The sequence below is a fragment of the Demequina ureilytica genome (assembly GCF_048553575.1).
Taxonomy (GTDB): Bacteria; Actinomycetota; Actinomycetes; order Actinomycetales; family Demequinaceae; genus Demequina.
The window spans coordinates 574,027-599,983 of the sequence record NZ_JBLZIE010000001.1; the positions used below are offsets into that span (position 1 = coordinate 574,027).

Annotated in this window: 20 protein-coding genes; 11 read left to right on the forward strand and 9 right to left on the reverse strand. The window is 68.1% G+C overall.

Annotated elements, in window-relative coordinates; all coding sequences use genetic code 11:
- Positions 1-74 precede the first annotated feature (74 nt).
- Positions 75-1,286 (forward strand): ice-binding family protein, encoded by a 1,212-nt coding sequence (locus ACNI3K_RS02560; RefSeq protein ID WP_419390287.1) that lies wholly within the window; start codon positions 75-77, stop codon positions 1,284-1,286.
- 48 nt (positions 1,287-1,334) lie between these two features.
- On the opposite strand, the gene ACNI3K_RS02565 is transcribed toward ACNI3K_RS02560, so the two are convergent.
- The 3 genes from ACNI3K_RS02565 to ACNI3K_RS02575 are packed head-to-tail and all read right to left on the reverse strand — an operon-like array spanning position 1,335 to position 6,000.
- Positions 1,335-2,315 (reverse strand): NAD-dependent epimerase/dehydratase family protein, encoded by a 981-nt coding sequence (locus ACNI3K_RS02565; protein WP_419390288.1) that lies wholly within the window; start codon positions 2,313-2,315, stop codon positions 1,335-1,337.
- Entirely contained in the window at positions 2,312-4,981 is a 2,670-nt protein-coding gene (locus ACNI3K_RS02570) for an alpha/beta fold hydrolase (RefSeq protein WP_419390289.1), read from the reverse strand. Before ACNI3K_RS02570 ends, ACNI3K_RS02565 begins: the two co-directional genes overlap by 4 nt.
- Positions 4,978-6,000: a 3-oxoacyl-ACP synthase III gene (locus tag ACNI3K_RS02575; protein WP_419390290.1), complete on the reverse strand. Its 1,023-nt coding sequence runs from the start codon at positions 5,998-6,000 to the stop codon at positions 4,978-4,980. Before ACNI3K_RS02575 ends, ACNI3K_RS02570 begins: the two co-directional genes overlap by 4 nt.
- A 675-nt stretch (positions 6,001-6,675) precedes the next feature.
- Here ACNI3K_RS02575 and ACNI3K_RS02580 point away from each other — a divergent pair.
- The 5 genes from ACNI3K_RS02580 to ACNI3K_RS02600 all read left to right on the forward strand — a co-directional run bounded on the left by ACNI3K_RS02580 (position 6,676) and on the right by ACNI3K_RS02600 (position 17,901).
- Entirely contained in the window at positions 6,676-8,634 is a 1,959-nt protein-coding gene (locus tag ACNI3K_RS02580) for a putative bifunctional diguanylate cyclase/phosphodiesterase (protein ID WP_419390291.1), read from the forward strand.
- A gap of 2 nt (positions 8,635-8,636) precedes the next feature.
- The gene (locus ACNI3K_RS02585; RefSeq protein ID WP_419390292.1) at positions 8,637-9,188 is read left to right on the forward strand and encodes a DUF5317 family protein; all 552 of its coding nucleotides are present in this window, start codon (positions 8,637-8,639) and stop codon (positions 9,186-9,188) included.
- A gap of 530 nt (positions 9,189-9,718) precedes the next feature.
- Entirely contained in the window at positions 9,719-15,112 is a 5,394-nt protein-coding gene (locus ACNI3K_RS02590; protein WP_419390293.1) for a bacterial Ig-like domain-containing protein, read from the forward strand.
- 118 nt (positions 15,113-15,230) lie between these two features.
- A complete protein-coding gene (locus ACNI3K_RS02595; RefSeq protein WP_419390294.1) occupies positions 15,231-17,402 on the forward strand; it encodes an MMPL family transporter in 2,172 nt (723 codons plus the stop codon).
- A gap of 31 nt (positions 17,403-17,433) precedes the next feature.
- The gene (locus ACNI3K_RS02600; protein WP_419390295.1) at positions 17,434-17,901 is read left to right on the forward strand and encodes a gamma-glutamylcyclotransferase family protein; all 468 of its coding nucleotides are present in this window, start codon (positions 17,434-17,436) and stop codon (positions 17,899-17,901) included.
- A gap of 93 nt (positions 17,902-17,994) precedes the next feature.
- Here the strand turns inward: ACNI3K_RS02600 and ACNI3K_RS02605 are convergent, their stop codons facing one another.
- Positions 17,995-18,978, reverse strand: coding sequence for a hypothetical protein (locus tag ACNI3K_RS02605; RefSeq protein WP_419390296.1), 984 nt, complete (start codon positions 18,976-18,978; stop codon positions 17,995-17,997).
- A gap of 91 nt (positions 18,979-19,069) precedes the next feature.
- Here ACNI3K_RS02605 and ACNI3K_RS02610 point away from each other — a divergent pair, with 91 nt between their 5' ends.
- Positions 19,070-19,606: a peptidylprolyl isomerase gene (locus ACNI3K_RS02610; protein WP_419390297.1), complete on the forward strand. Its 537-nt coding sequence runs from the start codon at positions 19,070-19,072 to the stop codon at positions 19,604-19,606.
- A gap of 11 nt (positions 19,607-19,617) precedes the next feature.
- Complete coding sequence (locus ACNI3K_RS02615; RefSeq protein WP_419390298.1) at positions 19,618-20,478, forward strand: rhomboid family intramembrane serine protease; 861 nt, start codon at positions 19,618-19,620, stop codon at positions 20,476-20,478.
- Positions 20,479-20,658: 180 nt separating this feature from the next.
- On the opposite strand, the gene ACNI3K_RS02620 is transcribed toward ACNI3K_RS02615, so the two are convergent.
- Entirely contained in the window at positions 20,659-20,904 is a 246-nt protein-coding gene (locus tag ACNI3K_RS02620) for a cell division protein CrgA (RefSeq protein ID WP_419390299.1), read from the reverse strand.
- Positions 20,905-21,021: 117 nt separating this feature from the next.
- On the opposite strand from ACNI3K_RS02620, the gene ACNI3K_RS02625 reads away from it, so the two are divergent.
- From ACNI3K_RS02625 to ACNI3K_RS02635, 3 genes are read left to right on the forward strand one after another with little or no spacing between them, the layout of a single operon-like run.
- Positions 21,022-21,810, forward strand: coding sequence for a class E sortase (locus ACNI3K_RS02625; protein WP_419390300.1), 789 nt, complete (start codon positions 21,022-21,024; stop codon positions 21,808-21,810).
- Positions 21,807-21,971 (forward strand): hypothetical protein, encoded by a 165-nt coding sequence (locus ACNI3K_RS02630; RefSeq protein WP_419390301.1) that lies wholly within the window; start codon positions 21,807-21,809, stop codon positions 21,969-21,971. Before ACNI3K_RS02625 ends, ACNI3K_RS02630 begins: the two co-directional genes overlap by 4 nt.
- Positions 21,968-22,594, forward strand: a complete 627-nt coding sequence (locus ACNI3K_RS02635; protein ID WP_419390302.1) for an aminodeoxychorismate/anthranilate synthase component II — start codon at positions 21,968-21,970, stop codon at positions 22,592-22,594. The genes ACNI3K_RS02630 and ACNI3K_RS02635 overlap by 4 nt, the downstream gene beginning before the upstream one ends.
- 180 nt (positions 22,595-22,774) lie before the next feature.
- Here the strand turns inward: ACNI3K_RS02635 and ACNI3K_RS02640 are convergent, their stop codons facing one another.
- From ACNI3K_RS02640 to crtI, 4 genes are read right to left on the reverse strand one after another with little or no spacing between them, the layout of a single operon-like run.
- Positions 22,775-23,653, reverse strand: coding sequence for a prenyltransferase (locus ACNI3K_RS02640; protein ID WP_419390303.1), 879 nt, complete (start codon positions 23,651-23,653; stop codon positions 22,775-22,777).
- Complete coding sequence (locus ACNI3K_RS02645) at positions 23,650-23,976, reverse strand: lycopene cyclase domain-containing protein (protein ID WP_419390304.1); 327 nt, start codon at positions 23,974-23,976, stop codon at positions 23,650-23,652. Before ACNI3K_RS02645 ends, ACNI3K_RS02640 begins: the two co-directional genes overlap by 4 nt.
- Positions 23,973-24,308: a lycopene cyclase domain-containing protein gene (locus ACNI3K_RS02650; RefSeq protein ID WP_419390305.1), complete on the reverse strand. Its 336-nt coding sequence runs from the start codon at positions 24,306-24,308 to the stop codon at positions 23,973-23,975. The genes ACNI3K_RS02645 and ACNI3K_RS02650 overlap by 4 nt, the downstream gene beginning before the upstream one ends.
- Positions 24,305-25,951, reverse strand: coding sequence for a phytoene desaturase family protein (crtI, locus tag ACNI3K_RS02655; protein WP_419390306.1), 1,647 nt, complete (start codon positions 25,949-25,951; stop codon positions 24,305-24,307). The genes ACNI3K_RS02650 and crtI overlap by 4 nt, the downstream gene beginning before the upstream one ends.
- Between the last annotated feature and the right edge of the window lie 6 nt (positions 25,952-25,957).

Sequence of the window (25,957 nt, forward strand, 5' to 3'; positions counted from 1 at the left end):
ATACTCGACAAACCGGGATGATCCGGACGTCGTCGGCGTCCGTCGGTGTATCTCGATCTCAGTCAGGCGCAACCATGGCCCGCACGATCCTTCCCCGCAAGACCCTCCTTCTCGCCACCGGCTTGGTGACGACGCTCATGCTCGGCGCAGGCGGAACCGCCATCGCGGCGACCGTCCTCGACGGGCCCGTCGACCTCGGCACCGCAGCGACATACGGCGTCCTCGGTGCCAGCGCCGTCACGAACACCGGCCCCACCGTCGTCAACGGCGACCTTGGCCTGTCGCCCGATACCTCGATCACGGGGTTCGACGGAGCGCCCAACGGCACTGTGAACGGCACCATCCACCAGACCGATGCGGAAGCTGCACAAGCACAGAGCGACGCACTTGTCGGTTACAACGTGGCGGCGTCGCTGTCGCCCACGCAGACTGGAATCGGTGAGCTCGCCGGACTCAGCCTCACCCCCGGCGTCTACACCGGTGGCGAGCTGGCGTTGTCGGACGGCAGCGTCCTGACGCTGGAGGGCTCAGCGGAATCGGTATGGGTGTTCCAGGCGGCCTCGACCCTCACGGTGGGCTCGGCCAGCCAGATCATCATCACCGGCGGCGCGAGCGCGTGCAACGTGTTCTGGCAGGTGGGAAGCTCGGCGACCATTGGCACCACCGCCGACTTCAGCGGGACCGTCATGGCCGACCAGTCGGTGACCGCGACCACCGGTGCCACCATCGAGGGCCGCCTGATCGCCCTGAACGGCGCCGTGACGCTCGACACCAACGTCATCACTGCCCCCACCGGCTGTGCCCCTGCGGGCACTCCCTATGAGACCGTCGCACCCACGATCACCTCGAGTGAGCCGACTGATGCGACTGTGGGCGAGGAGTACGACTTCACCATCACCGCAGAGGGCACCCCTGAACCCGAGTTCACCGCAACTGGCGAGCTCCCCGATGGCCTTGAGCTCGACGGCGACAGCGGGGTCATCTCGGGCATCCCCACGACCGAGGGTGAGAGCACGTTCACCGTGACGGCCTCCAACGGCACGACCCCCGACGCCACGGCGACGTACACGATCACGGTCAGCGAGGCGACGCCTACCGGCGACGGAGATGGCTCGGGAGCGCCGGTCGATGCCGACATCTCGGTGACGGAGTCGGACGCCCGCGTGGTCGCCGGTGAGGAGCTGGCGGAGACCGGGAGCGACAACGTTGCGCTCGTCACGGCTGCCGTGGCGCTCCTGCTGAGCGGCGCCGCGGTCCTGATAGCCCAGCGCCGCCGCGCAGCGTAGGCGCATAGGGCGCGACGGCGTGGCCGTGGGCGGCCGCAGGCCGCTCGGTCAAGCCTCTGGCGCGTCGCGGTAGAACTGCCCGAGCCGGGCCATGCCTTCGTCGATCGACACCCGAGGGTTCCACGCAAGGGCCTCGCGCGTCTCACGCTGATCGAACCAGTGCGCGGTGGACAGCTGTTCGGCGAGGAACCGCGTCATGGGCGGCTCGTCCTGACCGGGTCGCCACGCCCACAGACGCTCGACGGCGCCGCCCGCCGCCCGGGCCAGTCGCCCGGGCACACGCCATGAGGGCGTCGCCACCCCCGCTGCTCGGCACATGCCGCCCAGAAGCTCGGCCACCGGACGGGGCTCACCGTTCGTGACGACCAGGGCTCGCCCGTGCGCCACCGGGGCGCGCTCGAGTGCGGCGAGCATCGCATCGGCCGCATTGTCCACATAAGTGGAGTCGATCAGGGCCGCGCCGTGGTCCAACAGCGGCAGCCGGCCCCGGCGGGCGCGGTCGATAATTCGCGCCACGAGCTGTGTGTCCCCGGGCCCCCACACGAGGTGGGGGCGGACGGCAAGCACCGCCATCGTCGGTGAATCGTAGGTGAGCGCGAGCAGCTCTGCGGCTGCCTTGGTGCGCGCGTACTCGCCGTGGGTGCGCCGAGGGTCAGCGGTTCCGGCGCCTGCTCCCACGAGGGCGCGTCCCACGTGCGCCACGGACGGTGACGATACATGCACGAATCGCGGCACTCCCGCGTCTCGGGCCGCGTCGAGCAGTATCCGCGTCCCCCCGATGTTGACGCGAGCGAACTCGGCCGGGTCACCCGCGAGCGACACCTTCGCGGCGAGGTGCACGATGGCATCGTGGCCTTCCACGGCGCCGCGCACCACCTCCGGATCCGTGACGCTCCCGGCGATGTCCCTGACTTCGGGGACGCCGCTGGGGCGTCTCTGCAGCGTCGTAACGTCGTGACCTGCGCGCGCGATTCGGGTGGCAACCGCGCGGCCCAGGAACCCGCTCGCGCCGGTGACGAGCACCTTCATCGCGGCGCCGCCGCGCGCTCGCCAGCGAGCAGTCGCGCGGCCCATTCGGCCAGTGCCGCGCGGTCGATCTTGGAGTTGTGGCGTACGTCCGTGGGCAGCTCCTTCACGGCCAGCACTGCCGCGAGGGGGGTGCCACACGCCGCACGCACCTGCGCGGTGACGTCTGCCGATGCCAGGCCCGCCCGTCGCGCGCGCGGGCGGGTCTCGACCACGGCGACCGCCTGTTGGACGCCCGGGGGGCCCACCCCGACGACTGCGGCGCGGCGCACGGCCTCGGCCCGTTCGATCTCCTGCTCCGGCCCCACGGGCGCAAGAGGGCCGTCGGGTGTGAGGATCACGTGAGCGAGCCTGCCCTCGATCCACAGCCGGCCCTCGCTGTCGACGTGGCCCACGTCGCCCGTCCGGTGCCACCGTCCGCCCTCGGGGGTCTTGCGGGTGGCGGCGAGGTCGGTGAGCCACAGCCGGTCGTAGCTGTCTTTGAGGTGCGGGGCACTCACGAGCACCTCGCCGAGCACCCCGGCGTCAAGGGCCGGTGCACCCGTGGTCGCGCCACTGCGGTCGAGGGCGCTGATCAGGAGCTCGGCAGCGTGGACGGGGCGCCCCACGCACACGCCGGAATCGTCGGCGTCCGCGACGCCATGGATCTCCCGCAGCGTGATGTCCGTCACGAGGAGGCACTCGGTCATTCCATATGGCGTATGCGCCGTGGCCGCAGGCATGAGCGCGGTCATGGACTCGAGCAGCTGGGCGCTGACGGGCGCGCCCGTCGAGAGCAACTGCGTCACGCCGCTCATGGCCGCGCGGTCGCTCGCAGTCAGGTCCTGTGCGGTGCGCGCGACGTTCAGGATCGCGGCCGGGGAGAGGAAGACGGTCCTGGCGCCCGATGCGGTCACGGCGTCCGCGACGGCGCGGGCAGTGAGGGTGCGGGGGGCGGAAACGTCCATGGCCGGTGTAGCGGAGCGGGTGCCGAGCGCGGGCCCCAGCAGGGCGAAGGGAGCGAAGCCGGTCACGAGACCGGTCTCGGGCGTGAGGTCGAGCTCGGCGGTCAGCACGTCGCGCACTGCCGCGAGTTGGGCGTGGGTGTAGCGCACCCCCTTGGCTGGACCGGTGGAGCCGGAGGTGAAGAGCACCGCCGCGTCCTCGTCGGGCCCGGGGTGCGGGGGCAGGACGCTGCCCTCGGCGAGGGCACGGGCGCCGTCCCTGATGAGGGAGGTCAGCGACGCCGGCGCCCCCAGAGCGGTCCTCGCGGCTGCGGCGAGGGGCCTGGTGGAGATCCTCCGGCCTGGCCACCCCAGCGTGCGGGCGGCCGTGAGGCCGCGGCGCTCCCCGATGACCACGTCGGACTGCGCTCCTCGCACGGCCCGCGACAGCCCTGCCACGCCCAGGCCGGCATCGGCCACCACCACCACTGCACCGATGCGCAGACACGCGTAGACGCTCGCCGTGAGGTCTGGACCAGGAGGGATGAGGAGGCTGACGCGGTCGCCGGCCCGCACACCGGAGGACACGAGGCCCGCCGCGAGCCGTTCCACGTTGCGTGCCAGCAGTCGCCAGCTCACGCGCAGCGGGGGCGCCTGCGACATGTCGACGATCGCCACTTCGGAATCGTTCGCGCGGTCCTCGAGCGCTGCTCCGAGATGCCGAAACGCCGTGCCCGGCTCGGGAGGAGTACTGGCAACGGGTTCGGGCGATGCGCCGGAGTCCTGGAGCGACGGCAGCCAGGCGAGCACCGCAGGCGCCCACGAGGCGTCCTCGGCCACGAGGTGCCCGGCGCCCTCGAAACGGTGCACCTGAGCGTGTGGCAGCCGGTCGACGAGGTCGTCCAGATAGCGGTCGCTAAAGATGGGATCCCGCGGCCCCCACAGGGCGAGCGCGGGGACTCTCACGCTTCGCAGCCCGTGGGCGATCGCGGCGAGCGCAGGGGTGCTGGGGTGGCCGTCATCGGCGGGAATGTCGGCGACGAAGTCACCGATGCCACGCCTGCGCGGCGCGGTTCCGTAGGGCGCGCGGTAGGCGGCGCGGACTCCGGGCGGCAGACCGGGGCGAGCGAGACCGAGCGTGGTATCCAGGAACGCGGTTGTCGCGCGAGTGGCCGCGGGGAGCACGCCGGTGGCACCCGCGAGGCGCAACGGTGCAGGAACGCGCCCTCCAACGGGATGGACTGCAGTGTTGAGCAGCGCGATGCCGGCGAGCCGGCCGGGGTGCTCCAGCGCCCAGCCGAGGCTGATCACGCCTCCCCAGTCGTGGCCGAGAGAGACCACCGGCCCATCGGGCACGAGCGTGGCCGCGAGAGCTCCTAGATCGGCGACGCGTTGCGACAGATCCCTCACCAGCGAGGTGCGTTCGGAGAATCCCATCTCGAGTTGGTCCACGGCGACGATGCGCCAGGCCGGGCCGCCCGCATCGGCCTGCGCCAGGCTCGCCGACAGCAGGCTGCGCCACAGGTAGGACCAGGTGGGGTTGCCATGGACGGCGAGCACGGTGCCGACGATCTCGTGGCCGCGCTGGTCGAGCGCGGGCCCCGTATCGAGCACGTGCCATGAACGCATACCGGCCGGATCGCCAGCGTCCTTGCCTGCGCCAGGCACCCGCACGACCCGGCTCCACAACGGGTCGAGGCCCGGCAGGGTCCCAAGAGCCCGGGCGGGAACGCCGGCGTCTGTCACCAGACGAGCTCCATCAGCGCAGTGTTGAGGCCCGAGCCGACGCCCATCAGCACCACCCTGTCGCCGCTTCGCAGAGAGTCCTGCTCGGCGGCCAGCGTGATGGGGAGCGAGGCAGGGCCGACGTTGCCGAGCGTCGGATAAGTGATGGGCACCTTGGCCGGGTCCAGGTTGATCGCCTGGGTGATCGCATCCGTGTGCGTGCGCGACACCTGGTGGGTGACGAACCGATCGGCCTGCGACCAATGCCACTCGGGTTCAGCCTCATGCCACGCGGCGACGACCAGCTCGAGACCGCCCTTGAGAAGCCCGGTCGCGTCCGTGAACATGCCGTCCGTGCTCCCCACGCACAGTTCGTGGAACTGTGTCGCGGCGCGGGTGACGCCGCCGAGCAGCCGGTGGCCCTCGGGGTGGTCATCGGCGGCGCCCAGCACCGCCGCTGCCGCGCCGGAACCCAGCGTGAGGGTGGCGAACTCCTGCATGAGCTCGTCGCGGTCGGGGTTGCCCGAGCGGAGCCGGGCGATGGTGGCCGCGTGAACGTCGGCAGCATTCTCGCCCGCGACCACCAGGGCGTGCCGAATCTGGCCGGTCTCGATCATGCTGGCGGCCAGGCTCATCCCGTTGACGAAGCCCAGGCAGGCGTTGGTGACGTCGAAGTTCAGCGCGGTGGAGGGTAACCCCAACCCGTGGTGCAGTCGCGTCGCCACAGCGGGCTCGAGGTGCGGCCGTGACACCGACGTGTTGATGATCAGGTCGATCTGGTCAGCACTAACCTCGGCCTGTGACATGGTGCGGTTCGCGGCGTCGATTGTGCCGGTGTACATGTCCTCACCCGCGGCCCACGTGCGGCGCTCCACGACCCCAGCCACACGCTGCAAGAGGGTGCGGGGCAGACGCAATCGGTCCAGGACGTCCGCCAGCTGGTCTTGCAACTGCTCCGAGGTGGTGACCGCGCTCGGCAGGCCAGAGGCGACCGAGAGCATGGTCGCCTTGGAGAACTGAGCGGTGGCGTTTCCGTGCACGTGGTTCCTGTCTGCAGATGGTGGTGATCACTACCGTCGTGAATAGCACGATAGGGCCGAACTCATCAGAATACTGGCTGCATCTGGGCCAAATGCGTCCGCAACCGGGGCTATCGGGCCAACGCACAACAACGAGCGCCTGTTCCTCCGATGAAGGACGTCTCGATGCTGGTGCGCGCGGGGAGTGACCCACCAGGGCCGGATGTGACCATCTCGACAAAGCCAATGATGGGCGCTTTCCCGCACGCGAACACGGGCTAATAGGAAAATACCTGCCAGACGCGGCAATTCGATGCTGGTCTTGGGGGCCCCAATGCGACAGTATGAACTGTGGCCCGCTGTCCGGCGGACCACAGCGTCAAGGGCGATGGTCGAGCATCGAAGCACCCGGATCCGCCGGGGGCGACGATGCCGGCTGGCGGGACCGACCGCCGGCATCGTCCCCTCACCAAGGGAGAGATACATGAACAAGTGGAGCGTTCTTCAGAACAGCAAGGTCGTGCGCGTCACGGCCAGCGCGAGCACCCTCGTCGCCGTCGCCGCAATCGTCGGCGCTGGGTGGAAGTGGTACTGAGTTCACACTCTGGCGGGGGCGTCGCCGGGGATCGATCCTCGGCGGCGCCCTCGTCGCTCGCCATCTATTTGGCGATCATCATCACGGCAGGCGTCGGGACCGTGGTCGCAGCCATTGCGCTGAGCCCATGGAACGCACTGCTTGCAACGATCCCACTGCTCTCCGTTATCTTCTTGGCTGTTGCCGCGATCACGGGTGAGGTCAAGCCCATAGTGCTGGTGCTCGCGGGCGCCGAGACGCGGTCGCTGTCGACGTCCGCGCCTTTCGTGCTGACACTGATCGCGGTCGGAGGCCTTGGGCTGGCGATCGTGGTGCAGGTCGTGGCGAGCCTCGCTGACGACATCCTCGTCCGTCGCGGGCTCGTGAAGTCTCTGTTCAACACTGCGCAGTACGCGCTCAGCGTTCTCGCTGCAGGCACGGTCTTCAGCCTCTTGACCGGCACCCCGATGTTCGGTGAGCCCACCGAGGTGACGCTCGGCCACATCGGCGCTGTTCTCGTGGCCGGTATCGCCATGGTCGTCGTGAACTGGTTCCTCGTCGCCGTGGTCGTCTCGCTCGCATCCGGCCAGCCCCTGAAGATCGTGCTGCGCACTGATGCGCGCCATTCGTTCGTCACCAACCTGGTCCTGCTGAGCGTCGCGGGCATCGCCGCGGAAGTGGCATCGGACGGGCTCGCGGTGCTGTCCCTCCTCGCTGCCCCCGTCGTAGCAGCGCACCTGTTCTCGGCCGCCGCGGCACGTCACGCGCACGAGGCCGCCCACGACTCGCTGACCGGCCTGGGCAACCGCGGTCAGCTCGACCAGGAGATCACTCGGACGCTCCGCAACAGCCAGGCCTCAGAGGGACACGGGCCGGGCCTTGTGCTGCTCGACCTCGACCACTTCAAGGACTTCAACGACACCCTCGGTCACCCCGTCGGTGACATGATTCTGCGCCAGGTCGCCCAGCGACTCCTCGGAGCGATGCCCGAGCACGGCTCGGTGCACCGTCTCGGAGGCGACGAGTTCGCCGTCGTAGTGCCCGGTGGCCTCGAGGAATCGCGTCAGGTGGCCCGCAACCTCCTTGCGGCGCTCGACGCGCCCATCCAGATCGAAGGTCTCGAGCTGTTGGTGCGGGCGAGCGCGGGCGTCGCGGTCGCCCCCATGCACGGTACCGACGGCGAGACGCTGATGAAGAACTCCGACATCGCGCTGTATCACGCCAAGCTCGAGCGGGACCGCATCAGCACCTACTCCCCCGAGTACGACGTCAACACCGTGGAACGCTTGCAGTTGCTGGCCGACCTCCGAGCAGCGCTGGACACCGAGCAACTGAGCGTCGTCTATCAGCCACAGGTGGACCTCAACACGCGCCGGACGGTTGCGGTCGAGGCACTGGTGCGGTGGGATCACCCGACTCGCGGCTCGGTCGCTCCCGACGACTTCATCCCGCTGGCCGAGAACTCCGGCCTCATCTTCCCCGTGACCGCCTTCGTGCTCGAGCGCGCGCTGGCGCAGATGGCCAAATGGCGCGAGGACGGCTTTCGCGTGCGCGTGGCGGTCAACCTCTCCGCCCGGCACCTGTCAGATGTGGGACTGGCGCAACAGATCTACGAGGCGCTTGCGCGACACAAGGTGCCAGCATCGGCACTGGTCCTGGAGGTCACCGAGACCGGCATCCTGTCGGACACCGTGCGCGCCGACATGGTCATCAGGGCGGTCCGGGGCATCGGCGTGGAGATTGCCATCGACGACTACGGGACGGGTAACGCGTCGTTGAGCTACCTCAAGCGTCTCCAGATCGACGAGTTGAAGGTCGACCGGTCCTTCGTCAGCAACATCGGCTCCGACCACCACGACCTCATCATCGTGCGCTCGACGATCGCTCTCGCTCTCGCCCTCGACTTGCGCGTAGTCGCCGAGGGCATCGAGGACGATGCGACGGCACAGTCGCTCGCCCAGCTCGGCCGCGTGATCGGGCAGGGTTACCACCTGGGCCTCCCGGCGGCCCCTGATGAGATCAGGGCTCGGCTCGAGAGCGAGCGGCGGTCCGCGTCGACCGGCCCGGCGGCGGGGCGCTGACCATGCTGCTACTCGCCGTCTGTGTGCTCGTCGTCTTGTCACCACTGATCATCGGGCGGTGGCCCGCGGGACTCCTGATGCACCGTTGGCGACTGCCAGTCCTGGTGTGGGCCTCGCTGGTGCTTCAGGTGGTGATCATGCAGGTCGAGGCGTTGCACGGCATCGCGCCGGTGCTGCACATCCTCACCTACGTGGCCGCCGGCACGTTCCTCTGGTTGAACCGCGCCATGCCTGGTGCCCTCGTCGTCGGCGTGGGCGCACTCTCGAACGGCGTCACGATCGCCCTCAATGGCGGCGTGCTGCCCGCCAGGCCAGGGGCCGTGTCCGCGGCGGGTCTGGACACGGGCGACGAGTTCGCCAACTCCGCCGTGGTCCAGGATCCGGTGCTGCCGTGGCTCGGTGACGTGTTCGCATGGCCGGAGCCGCTGCCCCTGGCCAACACCTTCAGCGTCGGCGACGTGATCATCGTGGTGGGCGTGATCGTGGCCGCCTGGGCGGGCAGCCGCCGAATCGGCGCCCGGGCGCCCGAGGGAAGCGAGCGCATCGGCGCGTAGCACGCTGGGCGTGACTGGCGCATCGGTCAGCGGCGGGGCCGCACGCCACCCTCCGGCCGATGCGGTCGCCGAGGATTCTGGGGTGCGCTTGCCTCAGGGACGGGGCCAGTGCGCGCATCTTCGGGGACGCGAAGCACCGTGGCCGGGCACCCTCGGCGGCGACACATTCGGCCGACTCGGCCCGCTCGGGCGATGCGACCTATTAAGTCGTTTAACAATCAATAGACGATTTCTAGGTGACGAAAGATCCCACTAAAACGGTGATGTGACGGCACTTTCCCCCGCCTCGCCGGCTCCGCTCCGCCATCAAGGTCACGATTCGCGCACGATTCAAGGCGCTTGACAACAGGGGTTGCCTATGTCGGACTTCGCGCATAAGTTGTTTGAGGCGCGTCAAAAGAGTTCTCCAATGACCGCGCATGTGTGCTGGCAAGGATGGCAACGCTGCCGTCGTGCCGGACCCTCAACACGAAGGAGCAAAGATGCCCCCAATCGCCAACCCGCTCACGCGGGGGCGGACGAGTCCGTCCATGAAGCCGAAGCTGATAGGCGCAGGCGCCCTCATCGGCGCACTCGTTGCCTCCGCGGGTCTGATCCCCGCAAGCGCCGCGATCGAAGAAGAGCCCGGCGCGACCATGCGCACCTATCACATGCCCCCCGGCATGACTGAGCTTTGCACGCTTAAGTCTGGTCAGACGCCCAACGTCGACCGGCTCATCTCCCTCATCGACCTTGAGTCCGAAGAAGAGTTCGGAGGCGCCGACGACTTTGTCACTCACGTCACCGCGACCCTGACGGTGCCCGAGGACGGCGACTACGACTTCCGACTTACCAGTGATGACGGCTCCGCCATGCACATCAACGGCGAGCAGATCATTGACAACGACGGCCTGCACGGCACCGAGAGCGTCGATGGCACGGTGACTCTCACCGCAGGTGAGCACGACCTCTTCGTCGAGTTCTTCGAGCAGGGTGGCGGGCAGCGGCTGCTGCTTGAGTGGAGCCCCCCAGGTGCAGCCGGGTACGAGATCGTGCCGACAAGTGTGCTCGGTACCGAAGCCGGCGTGGTGCGGGTCACCGCCCCCGGCCTCAAGTACTGCGAAGGCGCGACCGACACCGCAGGCGATGGCCTGCGGCTCGACAGCGTGAACCCCAACTACGACCTCATCGACCTGCGCCCCGAGGGCTTCGAGCCCAAGGTCTCCGGAATGGCATTCGACGGCGACGGCGAACTGGTCATCAGCACCACCGGCTCCGTGAACGCGGGTGGCTGGGTGCCTGACGCCGAGCCCGGCGAGGTCTTCCTGGTCGAGGGCGCGACGACGGCTACCGGTCCCGATGACGTGACTGTGACCAAGCTCGCCACCGACCTCCTCAACCCTATGGGCGTCGACGTGATCGGGGACTCGATCTTCGTCTCCGAGCGTCACCAGCTCACCGAACTGACCGACCCGGATGGCGACGGGTTCTATGACACGCACACCACCCTCGCGGACTGGCCCGATGGCGGGAACTTCCACGAGTTCGCGTTCGGTCTGATCCACGACGAGAACAACTTCTACGTCAACCTGTCGGTGGCGATCGACAACGGTGGCGCGACCACGGACCCACAGCCTGCGGAGAACCGCGGCACGACTCTCGCGATCGACCGAGTCACGGGTGACGTCTCCTACATCGCTGGTGGGCTGCGCACGCCCAACGGCATCGCCTTCGGTCCCGACGGCGAACTGTTCGCCATGGACAACCAGGGCGGATGGCTGCCGAGCTCCAAGCTCGTGCACGTCGAGCAGGACCGGTTCTTCAATCACTACATGAACCCGGCCGGACCCTTCGACTCCAACCCGGTCACTCCTCCGGCGCTATGGCTGCCGCAGAATGAGATCGGCAACTCCCCGAGCACGCCGATCCTGGTGGAGCAGGGAGACTTCGCGGGACAGATGCTGTTCGGCGACGTGACCTACGGCGGCGTGCAGCGCACGTTCCTGGAGCTCGTCGACGGCGAGTACCAGGGTGCGGCCTTCCGCCACACGGCGGGCCTTGAGGTCGGCGTCAACCGAGTGATCGCGGGGCCCGACGGTGCCCTCTACATCGGCGGCACGGGTGAAGGCGGCAACTGGGGAGAGTCAGGCAAGCTCAACTACGGCCTCCAGAAGCTCGCACCTGTGAGCGAGGACACGTTCGACATGAAGGAGATGCGTGTCGTCGAGGGCGGCTTCGAGATCGAGTACACCGAGGCCATCTCGGACGAGACCGCGGCGAACATTGCTGAGTCGTATTCGGTCAAGCAGTGGAGTTACACGCCCACGTCGAACTACGGTGGCCCCAAGATCGGCGAAGAGACGCTGTTTGTCACCGACGCCACCGTGTCCACTGACAGCACCACCGTGACGCTCGACATCGAGGGCCTCGAGCCGGGTCACGTTGTCTACGTGCGCTCGCCGCGGCCGTTCGAGTCCGCATCGGCGAAGGAGCTATACAGCACCGAGGCGTGGTACACGCTGAACTCGCTTCCAGGCTACGTCGCTCCGCCTGAGGACCACTGGTACGAGGCTGAGGAGGGCGCGCTGCAGTCGGGCGCGTTCGTCGACACTGGGCACAACGGGTTCTCCGGGGTCGGCTTCATGGGCGGCACCGCGAACGAGGGTGCCGCCACCACGATCACGGTGAACGTCGATGAGGCGGGCACCCACCCGGTGAACGTTCGTTACGCCAATGGTCCCCACCCGTTCGAAGGGGACAAGTCTTGGAGCTTGTACGTCAACGGCGAGGACAGAGGTGACTGGGTGTTCCCCAGCACCGGTGAGTGGAACCAGTGGGCCACCGTGACCCGCGACATCGTGCTCGATGCGGGCACGAACACCATCCAGCTCAAGTTCGACCCAGACAACGACGGCAGCGTCAATTTCGACGCGTTGTCGATCGGTGCCAACCCGGAGATCTGTGCCCCGGCTCAGATTGAGGATGGCTACACCAGCCTGTTCGACGGCACGCTGGCGAGCTTCGAGGACTGGTCCATGGCCGGGGCGGGCGCGTTCGCGCGTCAGGATGACTGCTCGCTGGTGACCTACGGCGGCATGGGGCTGCTGTGGCACCCCGGTCAGCAGTTCACGGACTACAGCCTGAAACTCGACTGGAAGCTCGTCGATGACCACAACGGGGGCGTGTTCGTTGGCTTCCCCAACCCGGGCACCGACCCGTGGGTCGCGGTCAACGAAGGCTATGAGATCCAGATCGACGCCAGCGACGAGGAGGACCGCACCACCGGTGCGATCTACACCTTCCAGGGCGCCGACAACGCCGCCGTGGAGCAGGCGCTGAACCCAGTGGGCCAGTGGAACGGCTACGAGATCGTCGTGGAAGGGGAGACCATCAAGATCTACCTCAACGGCACCCTCGTGAACGACTTCACCAGCACGGACCCGGCGCGTGACCTGACGCACGGCTTCATCGGCGTTCAGAATCACGGTGCCGGAGAGTCGGTCTTCTACCGGAACATCCGGATCCAGGAGATCGAGGACCCCGACTTCGTCGCGGAGTCGATCGAAGTGACGCAGTTGCCGAGCATCACTGACTACGTGGTCGGTGACGAACTGAATCTCGAGGGTCTCACGGTCATGGCAACGTCGACCGACAGCGAGACGTCGGTCGTGACCTCGAATGAGTACACGGTGACCGGATTCGACTCGTCGACCGCCGGTGACGTGACGCTGACGGTGACCTACGATGCGGACCCGTCGATCACGACGACGTTCGATGTCACGGTCTACGCGGAGAACCGCTGGCTCGAGGCGGAGGACTCGATGCTGCTGGGATCGGCAGGTACCGCCACCGAGCACAACGGTTACTCGGGCACTGGGTTCGTCGACGGCATCCAAGAGGTCGGCGCCGGTGTCTCGTTCGCCGTCACCGTCGACGAGACGGGCGCCTATCCGGTGAACGTCCGCTACGCCAACGGGCCCAACCCGTTCGATGGTGACAAGTCCCTGAGCCTGTTCGTCAACGACGAGGATCGCGGGGACTGGGTGTTCCCCAGGACCGGGGCATGGAATCAGTGGGCGACCGTCACCCGCGTCCTCGACCTCAACGCTGGTGCGAACACCATCCAGTTGAGCTACGAAGACGGCGATGACGGCAACGTCAACCTCGACCTGTTGTCGGTCGGCGGGGAGCCGGTTGCAGTCGAGTCGCTCGACGTGACGCAGTTGCCGTCACGAACGGACTACGTGGTGGGTGGCGATCTGGATCTTGACGGTCTGGAGGTCACCTCGACGTGGACCGACTCTGAGACGGTGGTGCTGACCGAGGACGAGTTCACGGTGAGCGGCTTCGATTCGTCGACTGCCGGCGACGTGACGCTCACCGTGACCTATGACGCGGATCCGTCGATCACGACGACGTTCGACGTGACGATCTACGCGGAGAACCGCTGGTACGAGATGGAAGAAGGCGAACTGGCGTCCGGCGCGAAGATCGACACCGAACACAGCGGCTACTCGGGTGCGGGCTTCGTCGGCGGCATCTGGGAAGAGGGTGCGTCCGCCACGATCACGGTCAACGTCGACGAGGCGGGCACCTATCCGGTGAACGTCCGCTACGCGAACGGGCCCAACCCGTTCGATGGCGACAAGTCCATGAGCCTGTTCGTCAACGGCGAAGATCAGGGTGATTGGGTGTTCCCGCGCACCGGTGCCTGGAACCAGTGGGCGACGGTCAGCCGTGACATCGACCTGGGCGTTGGTGACAACACCATCGAACTGAGCTTCGAGGCCGGCGATGACGGCAACGTCAACTTCGACGTGCTGTCGGTCGGCGAGGGTCAGGTCATACCGGACCCCGTCGTGGAGTCGATCGAGGTCACGCAGTTGCCGACCAAGACGGACTACATGGTGGGTGACGATCTGGATCTTGATAGCCTAAAAGCCCCGTCGACGTGGACCGACAGTGCCACGTCGGTGCTGGTGGCGGATGAGTTCATGGTGACTGGTTTCGCTTCGTCGGCTGCTGGTGGCGCGACTCTGACGGTGACGTATGCCGAGGACACGTCGATCATGACGTCGTTCGATGTCACGGTCTCCGAGGTGCCGGCCACGGTGGAGTCGATCGAGGTGACGCAGTTGCCGACCAAGACGGACTACATGGTGGGTGACGATCTGGATCTTGATGGTCTGGAGGCCACGGCGACGTGGACCGACAGTGCCACGTCGGTACTGGCGGCGGATGAGTTCACGGTGACTGGCTTCGATTCGTCGGCTGCTGGTGGCGTGACTCGGACGGTGACGTATGACGAGGACACGTCGATCATGACGTCGTTCGATGTCACGGTCTCCGAGGTGCCGGTGGAGGTCGACTTCACGGACGTCCCCGAGTCCCTGGAGCACTTCGAGTCGATCATGTGGCTCGCGGACCAGGGCATCACCAACGGTTGGGTCACGGAGGATGGTACGGAGTTCCGTCCGTTCGCGAACATCACTCGTGATGCGATGGCGGCGTTCTTGTACCGCTATGCGGGTGAGCCTGAGGTCACGCTTCCGTCGGAGTCTCCGTTCGTGGACATCACGCCTACGAACACGGAGTTCTACGAGGAGATCGTGTGGCTGGCTCAGGAGGGCATCTCTACGGGCTGGACGGTGAATGGCGAGCAGGAGTTCCGTCCGTTCGAGCCGATCACTCGTGATGCGATTGCGGCGTTCCTCTACCGCTACGCGGGAGAGCCCGAGTGGACCGACCCGGTCGAGTCTCCGTTCTCTGACATCACGTCGGAGAACACGGAGTTCTACACCGAGATCACGTGGCTCGAGTCCACGGGTATCACCGAGGGATGGGTGGAGAACGGCGAAGCCGAGTTCCGCCCGTTCAACGAGACCACCCGCGACGCGTTCGCCGCGTTCCTCAACCGCTTCCACAACAACGTGGAGGTTGGCTAACCCATAGCGAAGAGCCCCGGCACCTCAACGGTGCCGGGGCTCTTCGTGCCTGTGGACGGGATAATCTTCCGTCCCAGGGAGCCGTTCCCCTGTCTCCACCATCGGAGGAGTGTGTCTTTTGCTTGACCGACTCGGTGCGATCGTCGCCCGGGCGCCGCGCACCGTCGTGGTCGCCTGGGCCCTCATCGCGCTGGCCGGCGCGGTCATCGGCGGTGCCGTCTTCGACGAGACCGTGGAGATCGAGGATGCTCCCGCGGGCACCGAGTCCATGGCAGTGGCCCAGGCCCTGGACGAGATCGACCCAGAGGGCGAGGTCGTCACTGCGGTCATCGCCGGGCGGGACTTCTTCGCCCCGGAGCTGGGCGACGCGGCGCCCGCCGTCATGGAGCGTGTGCGGGCGGTGCCCGGCGTGGTCGAGGTGACCGACGCCTACACGGCCGGTGGGCTCATCGGCGATGACGCGCGCAGCTCGCTGGTGTCCGTCGAGCTCGCGGCGTCACTCAGCGAAGACGAGGCACTCGCGGCGGCCAAGGAAGTGCGTGACGTTCTCCGCGACCTCCCCGCACCCGACGTGCTGGTCGGCGGAGAGCTGCTGAGCCAGGAGGCCTTCGTCCAGCGTGCGATCCAGGACACCGCCGTTGGCGAAGCGGTCGCCGTCGCCGTGCTGCTCGTGCTGCTCGTGATGCTGCTCGGCAGCTTCCGCGCAGGTGTGATCCCCATCCTCACCGCACTGATCGCGATCTGCGGATCCCTGCTGCTGCTCCGGGGAGTCCTGACCATGGTCGACGTGAACGAGTTCGCCGTGAATGTGGTCACCATTCTGGGCCTCGGCCTTGCGGTGGACTACAGCCTGCTCGTCATCGCCAGGTTCAGGGAAGAGCGCGAGGCGAGCCCCGCATCGGCCCCCGGAGCGCTCGTGGCGCGCGCCACGGCGCGAGCGGGCCGGGCCGTGCTGGTCTCTGGCCTCGCGGTGTGTAACGCGCTCGCGGGCATGCTGGTGCTCGGCGACCCGCTCCTGAGCGGGATGGCGGTGGGGGGTGCCATCGCTGTCGTGGTCGCAACGGCGACCGGCCTCACCTTCGTTCCGGCGATGATCATGCTCGTACATCGGCACATCCCGGCCGTAGGTGTGCGCACCTGGTCGCGCCCGTGGGCACGTCCCGCCCACGCCGGTCGCGTGACCCTGCTCGGTCGGCTCGCGCGCGCGTCCCAGGCGCGGCCCGGGCTCGTGGCAACCGCCACCGCCGGCGTGCTGCTCGTGGTGGCGGCGCCCATCGGGTCGCTGACCCTCGGGAGCTCTGACATTCACTCGCTTCCCGCGGGCAGCGAGGAACGCCGGGCCTACGAGGCGTTGACGACTGGCTTCGAGGATCTAGGGGTCGAGCCCGTCGTCGTCCTCGTCCGCGCTCCCGTGGAGGAGCCGGCGGTGACGGCGTTCCTCGATCGTGTCTATGAGCTGGATGGGATCGAGGACGCCCGGGCCGTGCCTGACCTGCCGACCGAGGTGACGGTGGCCGAGTTCACCCCGACGGGCTCCTCCACCGGCGCCGCCGCCCAGCAGTTGGTGCGAGACATTCGGGCGCTCGACTCGGACGTCGACTTCTCAGTGGGCGGCCCGGCCGCCGAGGTCGTCGATTCGCAGGACCACCTGACCGACCGCCTGCCGATGGCGCTCGGTCTGGTCCTGTTGTCGACCTTTGCGCTGCTGTTCGCCCTCACCCGCTCGGTGGTGGTGCCGATCAAGGCACTGGTGCTCAATGCGCTGACGATCTTCGCGACGCTCGGAGTACTGGTGGCGATCTTCCAGTGGGGCTGGTTCGCGTCCGTGCTCGGGATCGAGCCTTGGGGAGCGCTCGACGTCACTACTCCGTTGTTCATCGGCCTGCTCGCCTTCGGCCTGTCCATGGACTACGAGGTCTTCCTACTGTCCCGCATCCACGAGGAGTGGCGGGCGCGAGACCGCTCGCTACCCCCGCGCGAGGCCAACCGCATCGCAGTGCTGCGCGGGATCACCGCCACCGGTCCCGTCGTCACGACTGCTGCGGTCGCGATCAGCATCGTGTTCCTCGCCTTCGCGCTCAGCTCCCTCACCGCCATGAAGGAGGTGGGGATCGGCATGATCGTCGCGATCGCGATCGACGTGACACTAATCCGCGGACTGCTCCTGCCGGCCACCATGACGCTGCTCGGTGAGTGGAACTGGTGGCGGCCGGGCCGCCGCCGGCCCAGTCCCGACGGGACAGACGGCCCCGACAGAAGTCCCGCGAGCGCCGCGCGGCAGTCGGCATGAACTCCGGCCCGGACCGGGCACAATCTCTGATGTGACCACCAGCCTGCACCCGCCGGACGGGCCGCCCCCGGCTATCGACGCGGGGTTCACCGTGCCCTACCTGGTCTACGGCACGCTGCGTCCCGGTGGATCGAACGCTCACCTCATCGGTCGACACGGTGCGACCCACGGTGGCTCGTCGACCTTGGATGGCTACGCGATGTACGACGCGCTGGCAGGCTACCCGTACGTGGTGCCAGACGTCGGCGCACGGACGGTCGCGCTCGACATCGTCCTGCCGCCGGCCGATGCGGCGGCCGCGCGAGCATTGCGCGCCGACCTCGACGCGCTCGAGGGCTTCGAGGGTGCGGCCCGACTGAACCACTACGAGCGGGTGGCGGTGCCCTTCGCCGAGCCCGGCACGGGACGCTCTCGGTGGGGTTGGCTCTACGTGGCAGGCGCGGGGGCCTTGATCGACGGCCTGGCACGCATCGAATCGGGAGACTGGTTCCGGCGCTGACCCGCCTTCCGGCGGCGCGGCTGGTGCCTGACGGGGCCATGACGCGCGAAAGCCCTAGCCCACAGGGGCCAGGGCCTTCGCGCGGCGGTGATGCTACTTGGCGGCGCTGCCGCCCGACTTCTTCGCAGGAGTCGTCTTCTTGCTCGCCGACTTGGCAGCTGTCGAGGCCTTGGCGGCGGGAGTCTCGCCGGTGCTGGCGTCCTCCCAGACGTCCTCGGCGTCGTCGATGGTGCTCTCTGCCGCGGCGGCTGCACGATCACGCGCCTCGTCGACCGATGCGCGCACGCGCTTGACCTCCGAGTTGGCCGAGTCGCGCACCTTGTTCACGCTTGCCTCAGCCTGCCCGGCGATCTTCTTGCTCTGGTCGACTGCGGTCTCGCGGAGGCGGTCTGCAGTGGGGCTGGCCTGCTCCTTGACCCTGTCCACGGTGGGTCCGGCCTGCTCCTTCACCGCGGTGGCGGCTGAGGCAGCAGCCTCGGCGGCCTTCTTCGCGGCGTCCACGGCGGCGTCGGTGGCCTTGTTGACGTTGTCGCGCAGCTGGCGCTTGAAGTCGCCGTCGCTCGACAGCTCCCACTCCTCGTCCTCGCCGGCCCACTGATCGCGGCCCGGGTCGCGACGCGCCCACACCACCACGGCGGCGGTTGCGGCGCCCACAAGGGCGAGCGGAACGAGCACTCGGCCCCAACTGCGCTTCTCGTCCTCGTGCGCGGCGTTCTCAACGGCGTGGAGAGCGGCGGGGATGGCAGCGCTCACGACGGCGGCGTGCGCGACGTCAGCCCAGTGAACCGCGGTGTCGCCCGCCTTGCGCACGTACGGCTCCGCCTTGCGCGCACCGCTGCGGTAGGCCTTCTTGGCGTGGGGCTTGGCCCACTCCTTCGCCTTGTGGGCCTGGGGCCCGGCCCAGTCGACTGCCTTGTCATACTGCGGACTGGCCCACTTCTGAGCCCTCTTCGCCGCCTCCTTGGCGGACTTGGATGCCTGCTCGGCCGCGACCTTGGCCTGCGCGGCGGCCTCTTGAGCCTGCGCGCGGTACTGGTCCACGTCGATGCTTTCGATGGGATTCTTCTTGCGTGCCACTTGAGGTTCCTCCAGTTAGCAGGGGGTGGACTGATCCTCCATATTGTCACTTCCATATGGGTAACGCGAGAGGCATGCGAGAATAGTCCTCATGATCGCAACTCTTGAGACCACTGCAGGCGACGTTCGCATCGAGCTGATGCCCAACGACGCCCCCACCACCGTCAAGAACTTCGTGGGACTCGCCACCGGCGAGAAGGAATGGACTGACCCCGAGACCGGCCAGCCCAGCCACGAGCCGTTCTACAACGGCCTGATCTTCCACCGAATCATCGAAGGCTTCATGATCCAGGGTGGCTGCCCCGAGGGCACCGGCACCGGCGGCCCCGGATACACGTTCGATGACGAGATCCACGCCAACAACCAGTTCTCCGAGCCGTACATGCTCGCCATGGCGAACGCAGGCAAGCGCACCAACCCGATCACCGGCAAGCCCTCCGGCACCAACGGATCGCAGTTCTTCATCACGGTAGGCCCGACCCCGCACCTCAACCAGGCCCACACGATCTTCGGCAAGGTTGCGGACGACGAGTCGCGCGCCATCATCGACAAGATCGCCGCGACGCCCACGGACGCGCGCGACCGTCCGCTCGAGGACATCATGATCACGGCCGTCACCATCTCCTAAGGAGACATCGCGTGACCCAGCCGCCGGACGCATCGGGCGAGCCCACCTGCCCCCGCCACCCGGAGCGCGTCTCCTACGTGCGCTGTCAGCGCTGCGAGCGCCCCGCGTGCCCGGAGTGCCAGCGCCCGGCGGCGGTGGGCGTGCTCTGCGTCGACTGCATGGCGGAGGCGAAAGCCCAGGTGCGGCCCGTGCGCTCGCGGCTGGGCTTCACGGCTACTGCGGGTCCACCGCTCGTCACCTATGTGCTGATCGCACTCAACGCCGCGATCTTCCTGCTCGCGCCCGTGCTGCTCGGGGCACGATGGGACTACTCACTGGGCCTCATCCCGGGCTTCGCCGGCGACACCGCGGCCTACTGCGCGGCGGCACAGGACCCCAACTGCGAGGGCCTCGGCAACGAGTGGTACCGGTGGATCACTGCCGGGTTCGTCCACTTCGGCCTGTTCCACATCGCCATGAACATGTTCGCGCTGTTCCAGCTCGGCACCGCCCTTGAGCCGGCGATGGGACGACTGCGCTTCATCGGCCTGTACTCCGCCTCGCTTATCGGCTCGTCTGCGGGCGTGATGCTCATCGCTAGCGACGGCGTGCACGGCGGCGCGTCGGGAGCGATCTTCGGGCTGCTCGCGGCGTACGGGATCGTCCTCAGGCGCCTGAAGCTGCCGTATCAGTCCGTCCTGGTGATCGCAGCCATCTTCATCGGCGGCCCGCTCATCGCTGAGTTCATCCCGGCATTGGCGTTCTTCTCAGGCCTGTCGTGGCAGGGGCACCTGGGCGGCGCCGTCGTCGGGGCCGTCGTCATGCTGGCGATGTTCCGCGGCGTCGACAGCCGCGAACGCGCACAGCGAGCCAAGACTGAGCCGAGCGACTGACCCGCGCGGCTTCTCCGCCGCGTCCGCTCCGCACGTCGCACCGAGCCCGGGGGCTGTACGCAACCCAGCCCGCGCATCGGCCGCCGGCAGGCCCAGGAGGCCGAGCGGTGAATCACACCGGTGTAGTTGTCCCCAGCTTTGTCCACAGCGGGGGAAAACTACACGGGTGTGACTCGGGTGCTACTTCCAGCGTGTGAGCAGCAGCATCGCACCCGCCATGAACGCGAAACCGACCAGCAGGTTCCAGTCACTGATCGGCAGCGGGAGTTCGGCTTTGGAGATGTAATACGTGACGATCCACGCCGGGCCCAGGATGAGTAGCGTGATCGCCGTGGGCAGCAGCCACCGCGGGTTGTCGGTTGAGGGCTTGTCCACGTCGTGGGGCTTCTTATAGATGTTGCTTTCGCGCTTCTTCGAGAGGGCCACGGTGCGTCTCCGATGCTGTGATGCGGCCCGCAGCTTGCGGGCATGAATGTCTACTAGCGTACCCAGCGCGCGAGCGGTCGATAGTCGGCACGCGCACTCGCGTACCCTAGTCGCATCATGACGACCGACACGCACACCCGTCCAGCCGCCCACGCGCGGCCCCGACAGCAGCGCTGGAGCGCCCTCGGGATGCTGGGCGAGCTGCTCATCGCCGCCGGGGTGCTGCTGGCTCTGTTCGTGGTGTGGCAGCTGTTCTACACCGATGTGCAGGGCGAGCGGGCCCAGCGTGAAGAGGTCGAGCAGACCGAGTGGGTCAGCCCGGACGTCGTGGGCGGCGTCACCGCGGGGGAGGTCGAGGGTCCCGAGACCATCCCCGAGGACCTCAAGATGCGCGGCGTCGAGCCGCCCACGCTGGAGTACCCCGAGTACACGGAGGCGCTCGCGGCGCTGATGGTGCCGCGCTGGGGCGAGGACTACGTCAAGATGATCCACGAGGGTGTCACCCGCGCGGATGTCCTCGATCCGCTCGGCATCGGTCACTACCCGGATACTGCCCTGCCTGGCGAGATGGGCAACTTCGCGATCTCCGCCCACCGGACCACCTACGGCAAGCCGTTCACGGACATCGACACGTTGGAGGAGGGCGACTCCCTGATCGTGCAGACCGAGGAGACGTGGTTCGTCTACACCATCGAGTCGTATGACATCGTGACGCCGCAGGACGTACAGGTGATCGCACCGATGCCAGGGGAGCCCGGCGTCGAGCCCGACGACCGCTACATCACGCTGACCACCTGCCACCCTCGCTTCTCCGCAGCGGAGCGGTGGATCGTGCACGGCCGCCTGGACTACTGGGCACCCACCGGGCACGGCGTGCCAGCAGAGCTGTTGGAGGCGACCTCATGATCTCGACCGCCATCTGGAACGCCCTGCCCGGGCCGGCATTGGTGCGCGCGCTGATCCTGATCGTCCTCCTCCTCGCGCTGGTGTTCGTGCTGTTCGAGTACGTGTTTCCCTGGGTGTCTGAGTACCTGGAGATCCAAGAGACGACGGTGGGAGAGCCATGACCCGGATTCTGGTGATCGACAACTACGACTCGTTCGTCTACACCATCGTCGGCTACCTGCGTCAGATGGGCGCGGAGACCGTGGTGGTCCGCAACGACGCGCTGGCGGAGGCCGCCGCCATCGAGAGCTTCGACGGCGTGCTGGTCTCGCCCGGCCCGGGTACTCCGGCCGATGCGGGGGCGTCCAACGACGTGATCCGCGAGTGCGCGCGCACCGGAACCCCGATGCTCGGCATCTGCCTGGGTCACCAGGCGCTCGCGGAGGTCTATGGCGGCGTCGTGTCCCACGCACCCGAGCTGATGCACGGCAAGACGTCGGAGGTGAGGCACCACGGCGACTCGGTACTGGGCGGGTTGCCGTCGCCGTTCACCGCGACCCGCTATCACTCTCTCGCCGTCGAGTCCGGCACGGTCTCCGACGACCTCGAGGTCACGGCCGACACGGAGAGCGGCATCATCATGGGCCTCAAGCACCGCGACCTGCCGCTGCACGGCGTCCAGTTTCACCCGGAGTCGGTGCTGACGGTGGGCGGCCACCGGCTGCTCGCCAACTGGCTTGAGGTGTGCGGGATGCCCGATGCCGAGGCCCGGTCCGCGGGGCTGTCCCCGCTCGTGCGCGAATAGCCCGACCCGGGCGGCGCTTGCCACCCCCTGCACGAGTCGCTGGCCCCCGCCGCGGGTGCGCTACTCCCAATGGCCACTGTGACGGGTGGGGCATGGTGGGCTGCTCTGGACGCAATCTGAGCACCATGCGTCCCACCGGCCACATGGACCATTGGGAATAGCGAGGTGGGGCGGCCGGCGCTAGAGCCAGCCGTTCCAGATCACGATCAGCAGCATCGTCACGAGGAAGCCGACGGGCTGGTTGAGCCACAGGAACGTGCGCCAGCCGCGGTTGGCGTCCTCGCAGGTGGCATCGGTGACGTTCCAGAAGCGTGCGACGGAGACAGCGTAGGCCAGCGGCAGTGCGGCGGCCAGCAGCGCGGGCCACGGCAGCGCGAGCAACAGTGCCGATGCGGCGACGTACAGCCCGAGCGAGAGCCGGGCGGTGGTCCGTGCTCCCATGACGGTCCCGACCGACCCGATGCCGCCCTCGCGGTCCGCCCGCACATCCTGCACGGCGCCGAACGCGTGGCTGGCCATGCCCCACGCGATGAACGCCGCCCACACAGGCCACACCGCGGGAGCCGTGAGGGAGACGTCTGCGATCACTAGCGCGTACAGCAGCGGGCCCACGAAGTGCAGCGCCGACGTCAGCGAGTCGAGGAACGGCCGCTCCTTGAAGCGCAGCCCAGGCGCCGAGTACGCGACCACGCCGAACAGCACCAGCGCGAGCGTGATGGCCGCTGCGGCTCCGCCCTGCAGCGCGAGCCAGATCGCGGGCGGCACCGTGGTGAGCACGCTCGCCCAAAGGATGCCGCGGTGAATGCGCACGGCGGCGGCGCGGTCCCGGATGACGTCTCCCTCGACGCCGCCCTTGCGCGGGTTGGCGAGGTCGGACTCGTAGTCGAACACGTCGTTGATGCCGTACATGAGCAGGTTGTACGGGACGAGGAAGAATAGCGTGCCGACGACGAGCACCGCGTCGATCTCCCGCATGACCATGAGGTAGGCGGCCGCGAACGGGAACGCGGTGTTGATCCAGCTGATGGGGCGGGAGGCCCGCAGGATGGCCGTGATCATGGCCGCTGGGCCCTGTCGCTCGTGGCAGAGTCGCGAGACCGGCGGCCGAACAGCACCCACAGGACCGGCACGATCATCACCGAGCCGATCGCGTAGGCGAGGTCCTCGACGGGGGCGATGGGCATCAGCACCCCGCTGATGAGCGACTCGTCGTAGTCGACGAGCCCGACCCCGACGATGATGTTGTCGAACACCACCGTGAGGATCGTCAGCACCAGGGCGGTGAGCAGCAGCGGTCCGCGCGGTAGCCGGCGGAGCACCGGCAGCGTCGCGATCGCGAGGACCGCCAGCACGGCGACGGACAGCGCTGCGTAGGTCATCACGCGGGCTCACCACCGGCGGTGCGGGGCGTGCGGCGCGAGAAGGCCCGCCACAGCAGCAGCGTCTGATACGTCAGCAGGGTGAGGAACAGGACCTCCTCGACGGGCACCTCCGGCGCGATGACCAGCCCGGTCATGTAGGGGGCATCTCCCCGGAAGAAGATTCCCAGCCCCACCCCAACGAGGTCCCACAGCAGGAACAGCACGACGGCCGATGCGATGGTGAGGACAGTGCGGCCGGCATCGGCGAACAGGGCGACCCGGTACCTCCAGTCCAGCGTGCCGAGACCCAACAGGCTCACCGACAGCGCAGCGAGGTACAGCCATGGCGTCACGGCGCCGCCCGGTCGGGCTCCGGCTCCGAGGCGGCCGGGGCGCCGAGAGAGCGGGCCAGCTCGCCCAGGGCCCCTCGTCGGCGAGAGCGGGACAGGTAGCCATTGGGAAGCGGCGTGTTCAGCGGGTGCGCCGAGGTCTCTCCGAGCAGGCGCTTGACGACCAGCTCGGCGGAGATGAGGCAGATCGGGACGCCGATGCCCGGTGCGGTGGAGGCACCCGCGTAGAACAGGTGGGACACCTTGCGCGACACGTTGTTGGGCCGGAACATTGCCGACTGCATGAGGGTGTGCTCGAGACCGAGGGCGCCCCCGCGGAAGGCGGAGAGCGACTCGGAGAAGTGCGCCGGCGTCAGGATCGCCTTGATGGTCGAGCGTGCGCGCAGGTCGGGCACTCCCGCCCACGCGCCCACCTGATCCAGGTAGCGCTGCGCGTGCTGCTCCATCGCCGCCCGCGACTGGTCGGTGGCCCCCAGCGAGGGATCGGCCGGGAATGGCACGAGCATCACCAGGTTCTCGTGCCGGACCGGAGCCGTGGACGGGTCGGTGGCGGTGGTGCGCGCGACGTAGACAGAGGCGGGATGAGGAACCTCGCCGCCGGTCATGATCGCGCGGAAGTTCGCGTCCCAGTCCTTGGTGAAGAACAGCGAGTGGTGGGCGATCTCGGGCAGCTCGCCCTCGACGCCGGCCATCACGAGCAGCGCGCTCACTCCGGGCCGCACCTTGTTCCACGACTTCTCGGGACGTGACTGGTGCTGAGGTTCGAGCAGCTCGGTCTCGGTGTGGTGCATGTCCGCGGCGGACACCACCGCATCGGCCGCGAGGACCTCGCCGGAGGCGAGGCGTACGCCGGTGGCGCGGCCGCCGCCCACCACGATCCGAGCGACGTCGGCCCCGGTGCGAATGTGCACACCCTCGGCGACGGCGACCCGCTCGAGAGCCTCGATGACCGCGTACAGGCCGCCCTTGGGGTAGCGCACGCCGTCACGCAGGTCGAGGTGGCTCATCAGCGAGAACAGGGAGGGCACCCGGTCGGGTGAGGAGCCCAGGAAGACTGCGTGAAAGCCCAGTAGCTGCCGCAGCCGCGGGTCGCCCACGCGCCGGGCGATGCGCGCACCGAGGGACTGCGTGAGCAACGGAGCGAGCGACGCGAGCCGCGGCAGCAATGAGCGGTCGGCGACGGCAAGCGGGCGCTCGAAGGTCGTGTAGAGGAACCGCTCGAGAGCCAGGCGATACAGATCAGTCGACTCGTCCGCGTACTTGTCGATCGCCGCGCCGTCGCCCGGCGACATCGCGTCGAACCGCTCGCGGTTGGTCTTTGCGGAGGAGGTGACTTCGAGGGTGTCCGCGAGGGAGGCGTCGTCCCTCTCGAAGAAGATGCGGTAGCGCGGGTCCAGGTCGACGAGGTCGAGCTCGTCCTCGACGCGGCGCCCCAGCAGTGCGAAGAAGTGCTCGAAGGCCTCGGGCATGAGGTACCAGGAGGGGCCGGTGTCGAAGGTGAATCCGTCCACTTCGAGCCGGCCGGCCCGGCCGCCCACGCGCTCGTGGCGCTCGACCAGGGTGACATCGGCTCCCCCACGGGCCAGGAGGGCGGCGGTGGCGAGTCCGCCCACGCCGCCACCGATCACGATGACTGGACCGCTCACTTCACA

Bases quoted from the DNA above. Each gene is read 5' to 3' on its own strand.
- ACNI3K_RS02610 (WP_419390297.1), top strand. From the start codon at position 19,070: ATGATCGCAACTCTTGAGACCACTGCAGGCGACGTTCGCATCGAGCTG.
- ACNI3K_RS02625 (WP_419390300.1), top strand. From the start codon at position 21,022: ATGACGACCGACACGCACACCCGTCCAGCCGCCCACGCGCGGCCCCGA.
- ACNI3K_RS02560 (WP_419390287.1), top strand. From the start codon at position 75: ATGGCCCGCACGATCCTTCCCCGCAAGACCCTCCTTCTCGCCACCGGC.
- ACNI3K_RS02630 (WP_419390301.1), top strand. From the start codon at position 21,807: ATGATCTCGACCGCCATCTGGAACGCCCTGCCCGGGCCGGCATTGGTG.
- ACNI3K_RS02640 (WP_419390303.1), bottom strand. From the start codon at position 23,653: ATGATCACGGCCATCCTGCGGGCCTCCCGCCCCATCAGCTGGATCAAC.
- ACNI3K_RS02565 (WP_419390288.1), bottom strand. From the start codon at position 2,315: ATGAAGGTGCTCGTCACCGGCGCGAGCGGGTTCCTGGGCCGCGCGGTT.
- ACNI3K_RS02635 (WP_419390302.1), top strand. From the start codon at position 21,968: ATGACCCGGATTCTGGTGATCGACAACTACGACTCGTTCGTCTACACC.
- ACNI3K_RS02585 (WP_419390292.1), top strand. From the start codon at position 8,637: ATGCTGCTACTCGCCGTCTGTGTGCTCGTCGTCTTGTCACCACTGATC.
- ACNI3K_RS02590 (WP_419390293.1), top strand. From the start codon at position 9,719: ATGAAGCCGAAGCTGATAGGCGCAGGCGCCCTCATCGGCGCACTCGTT.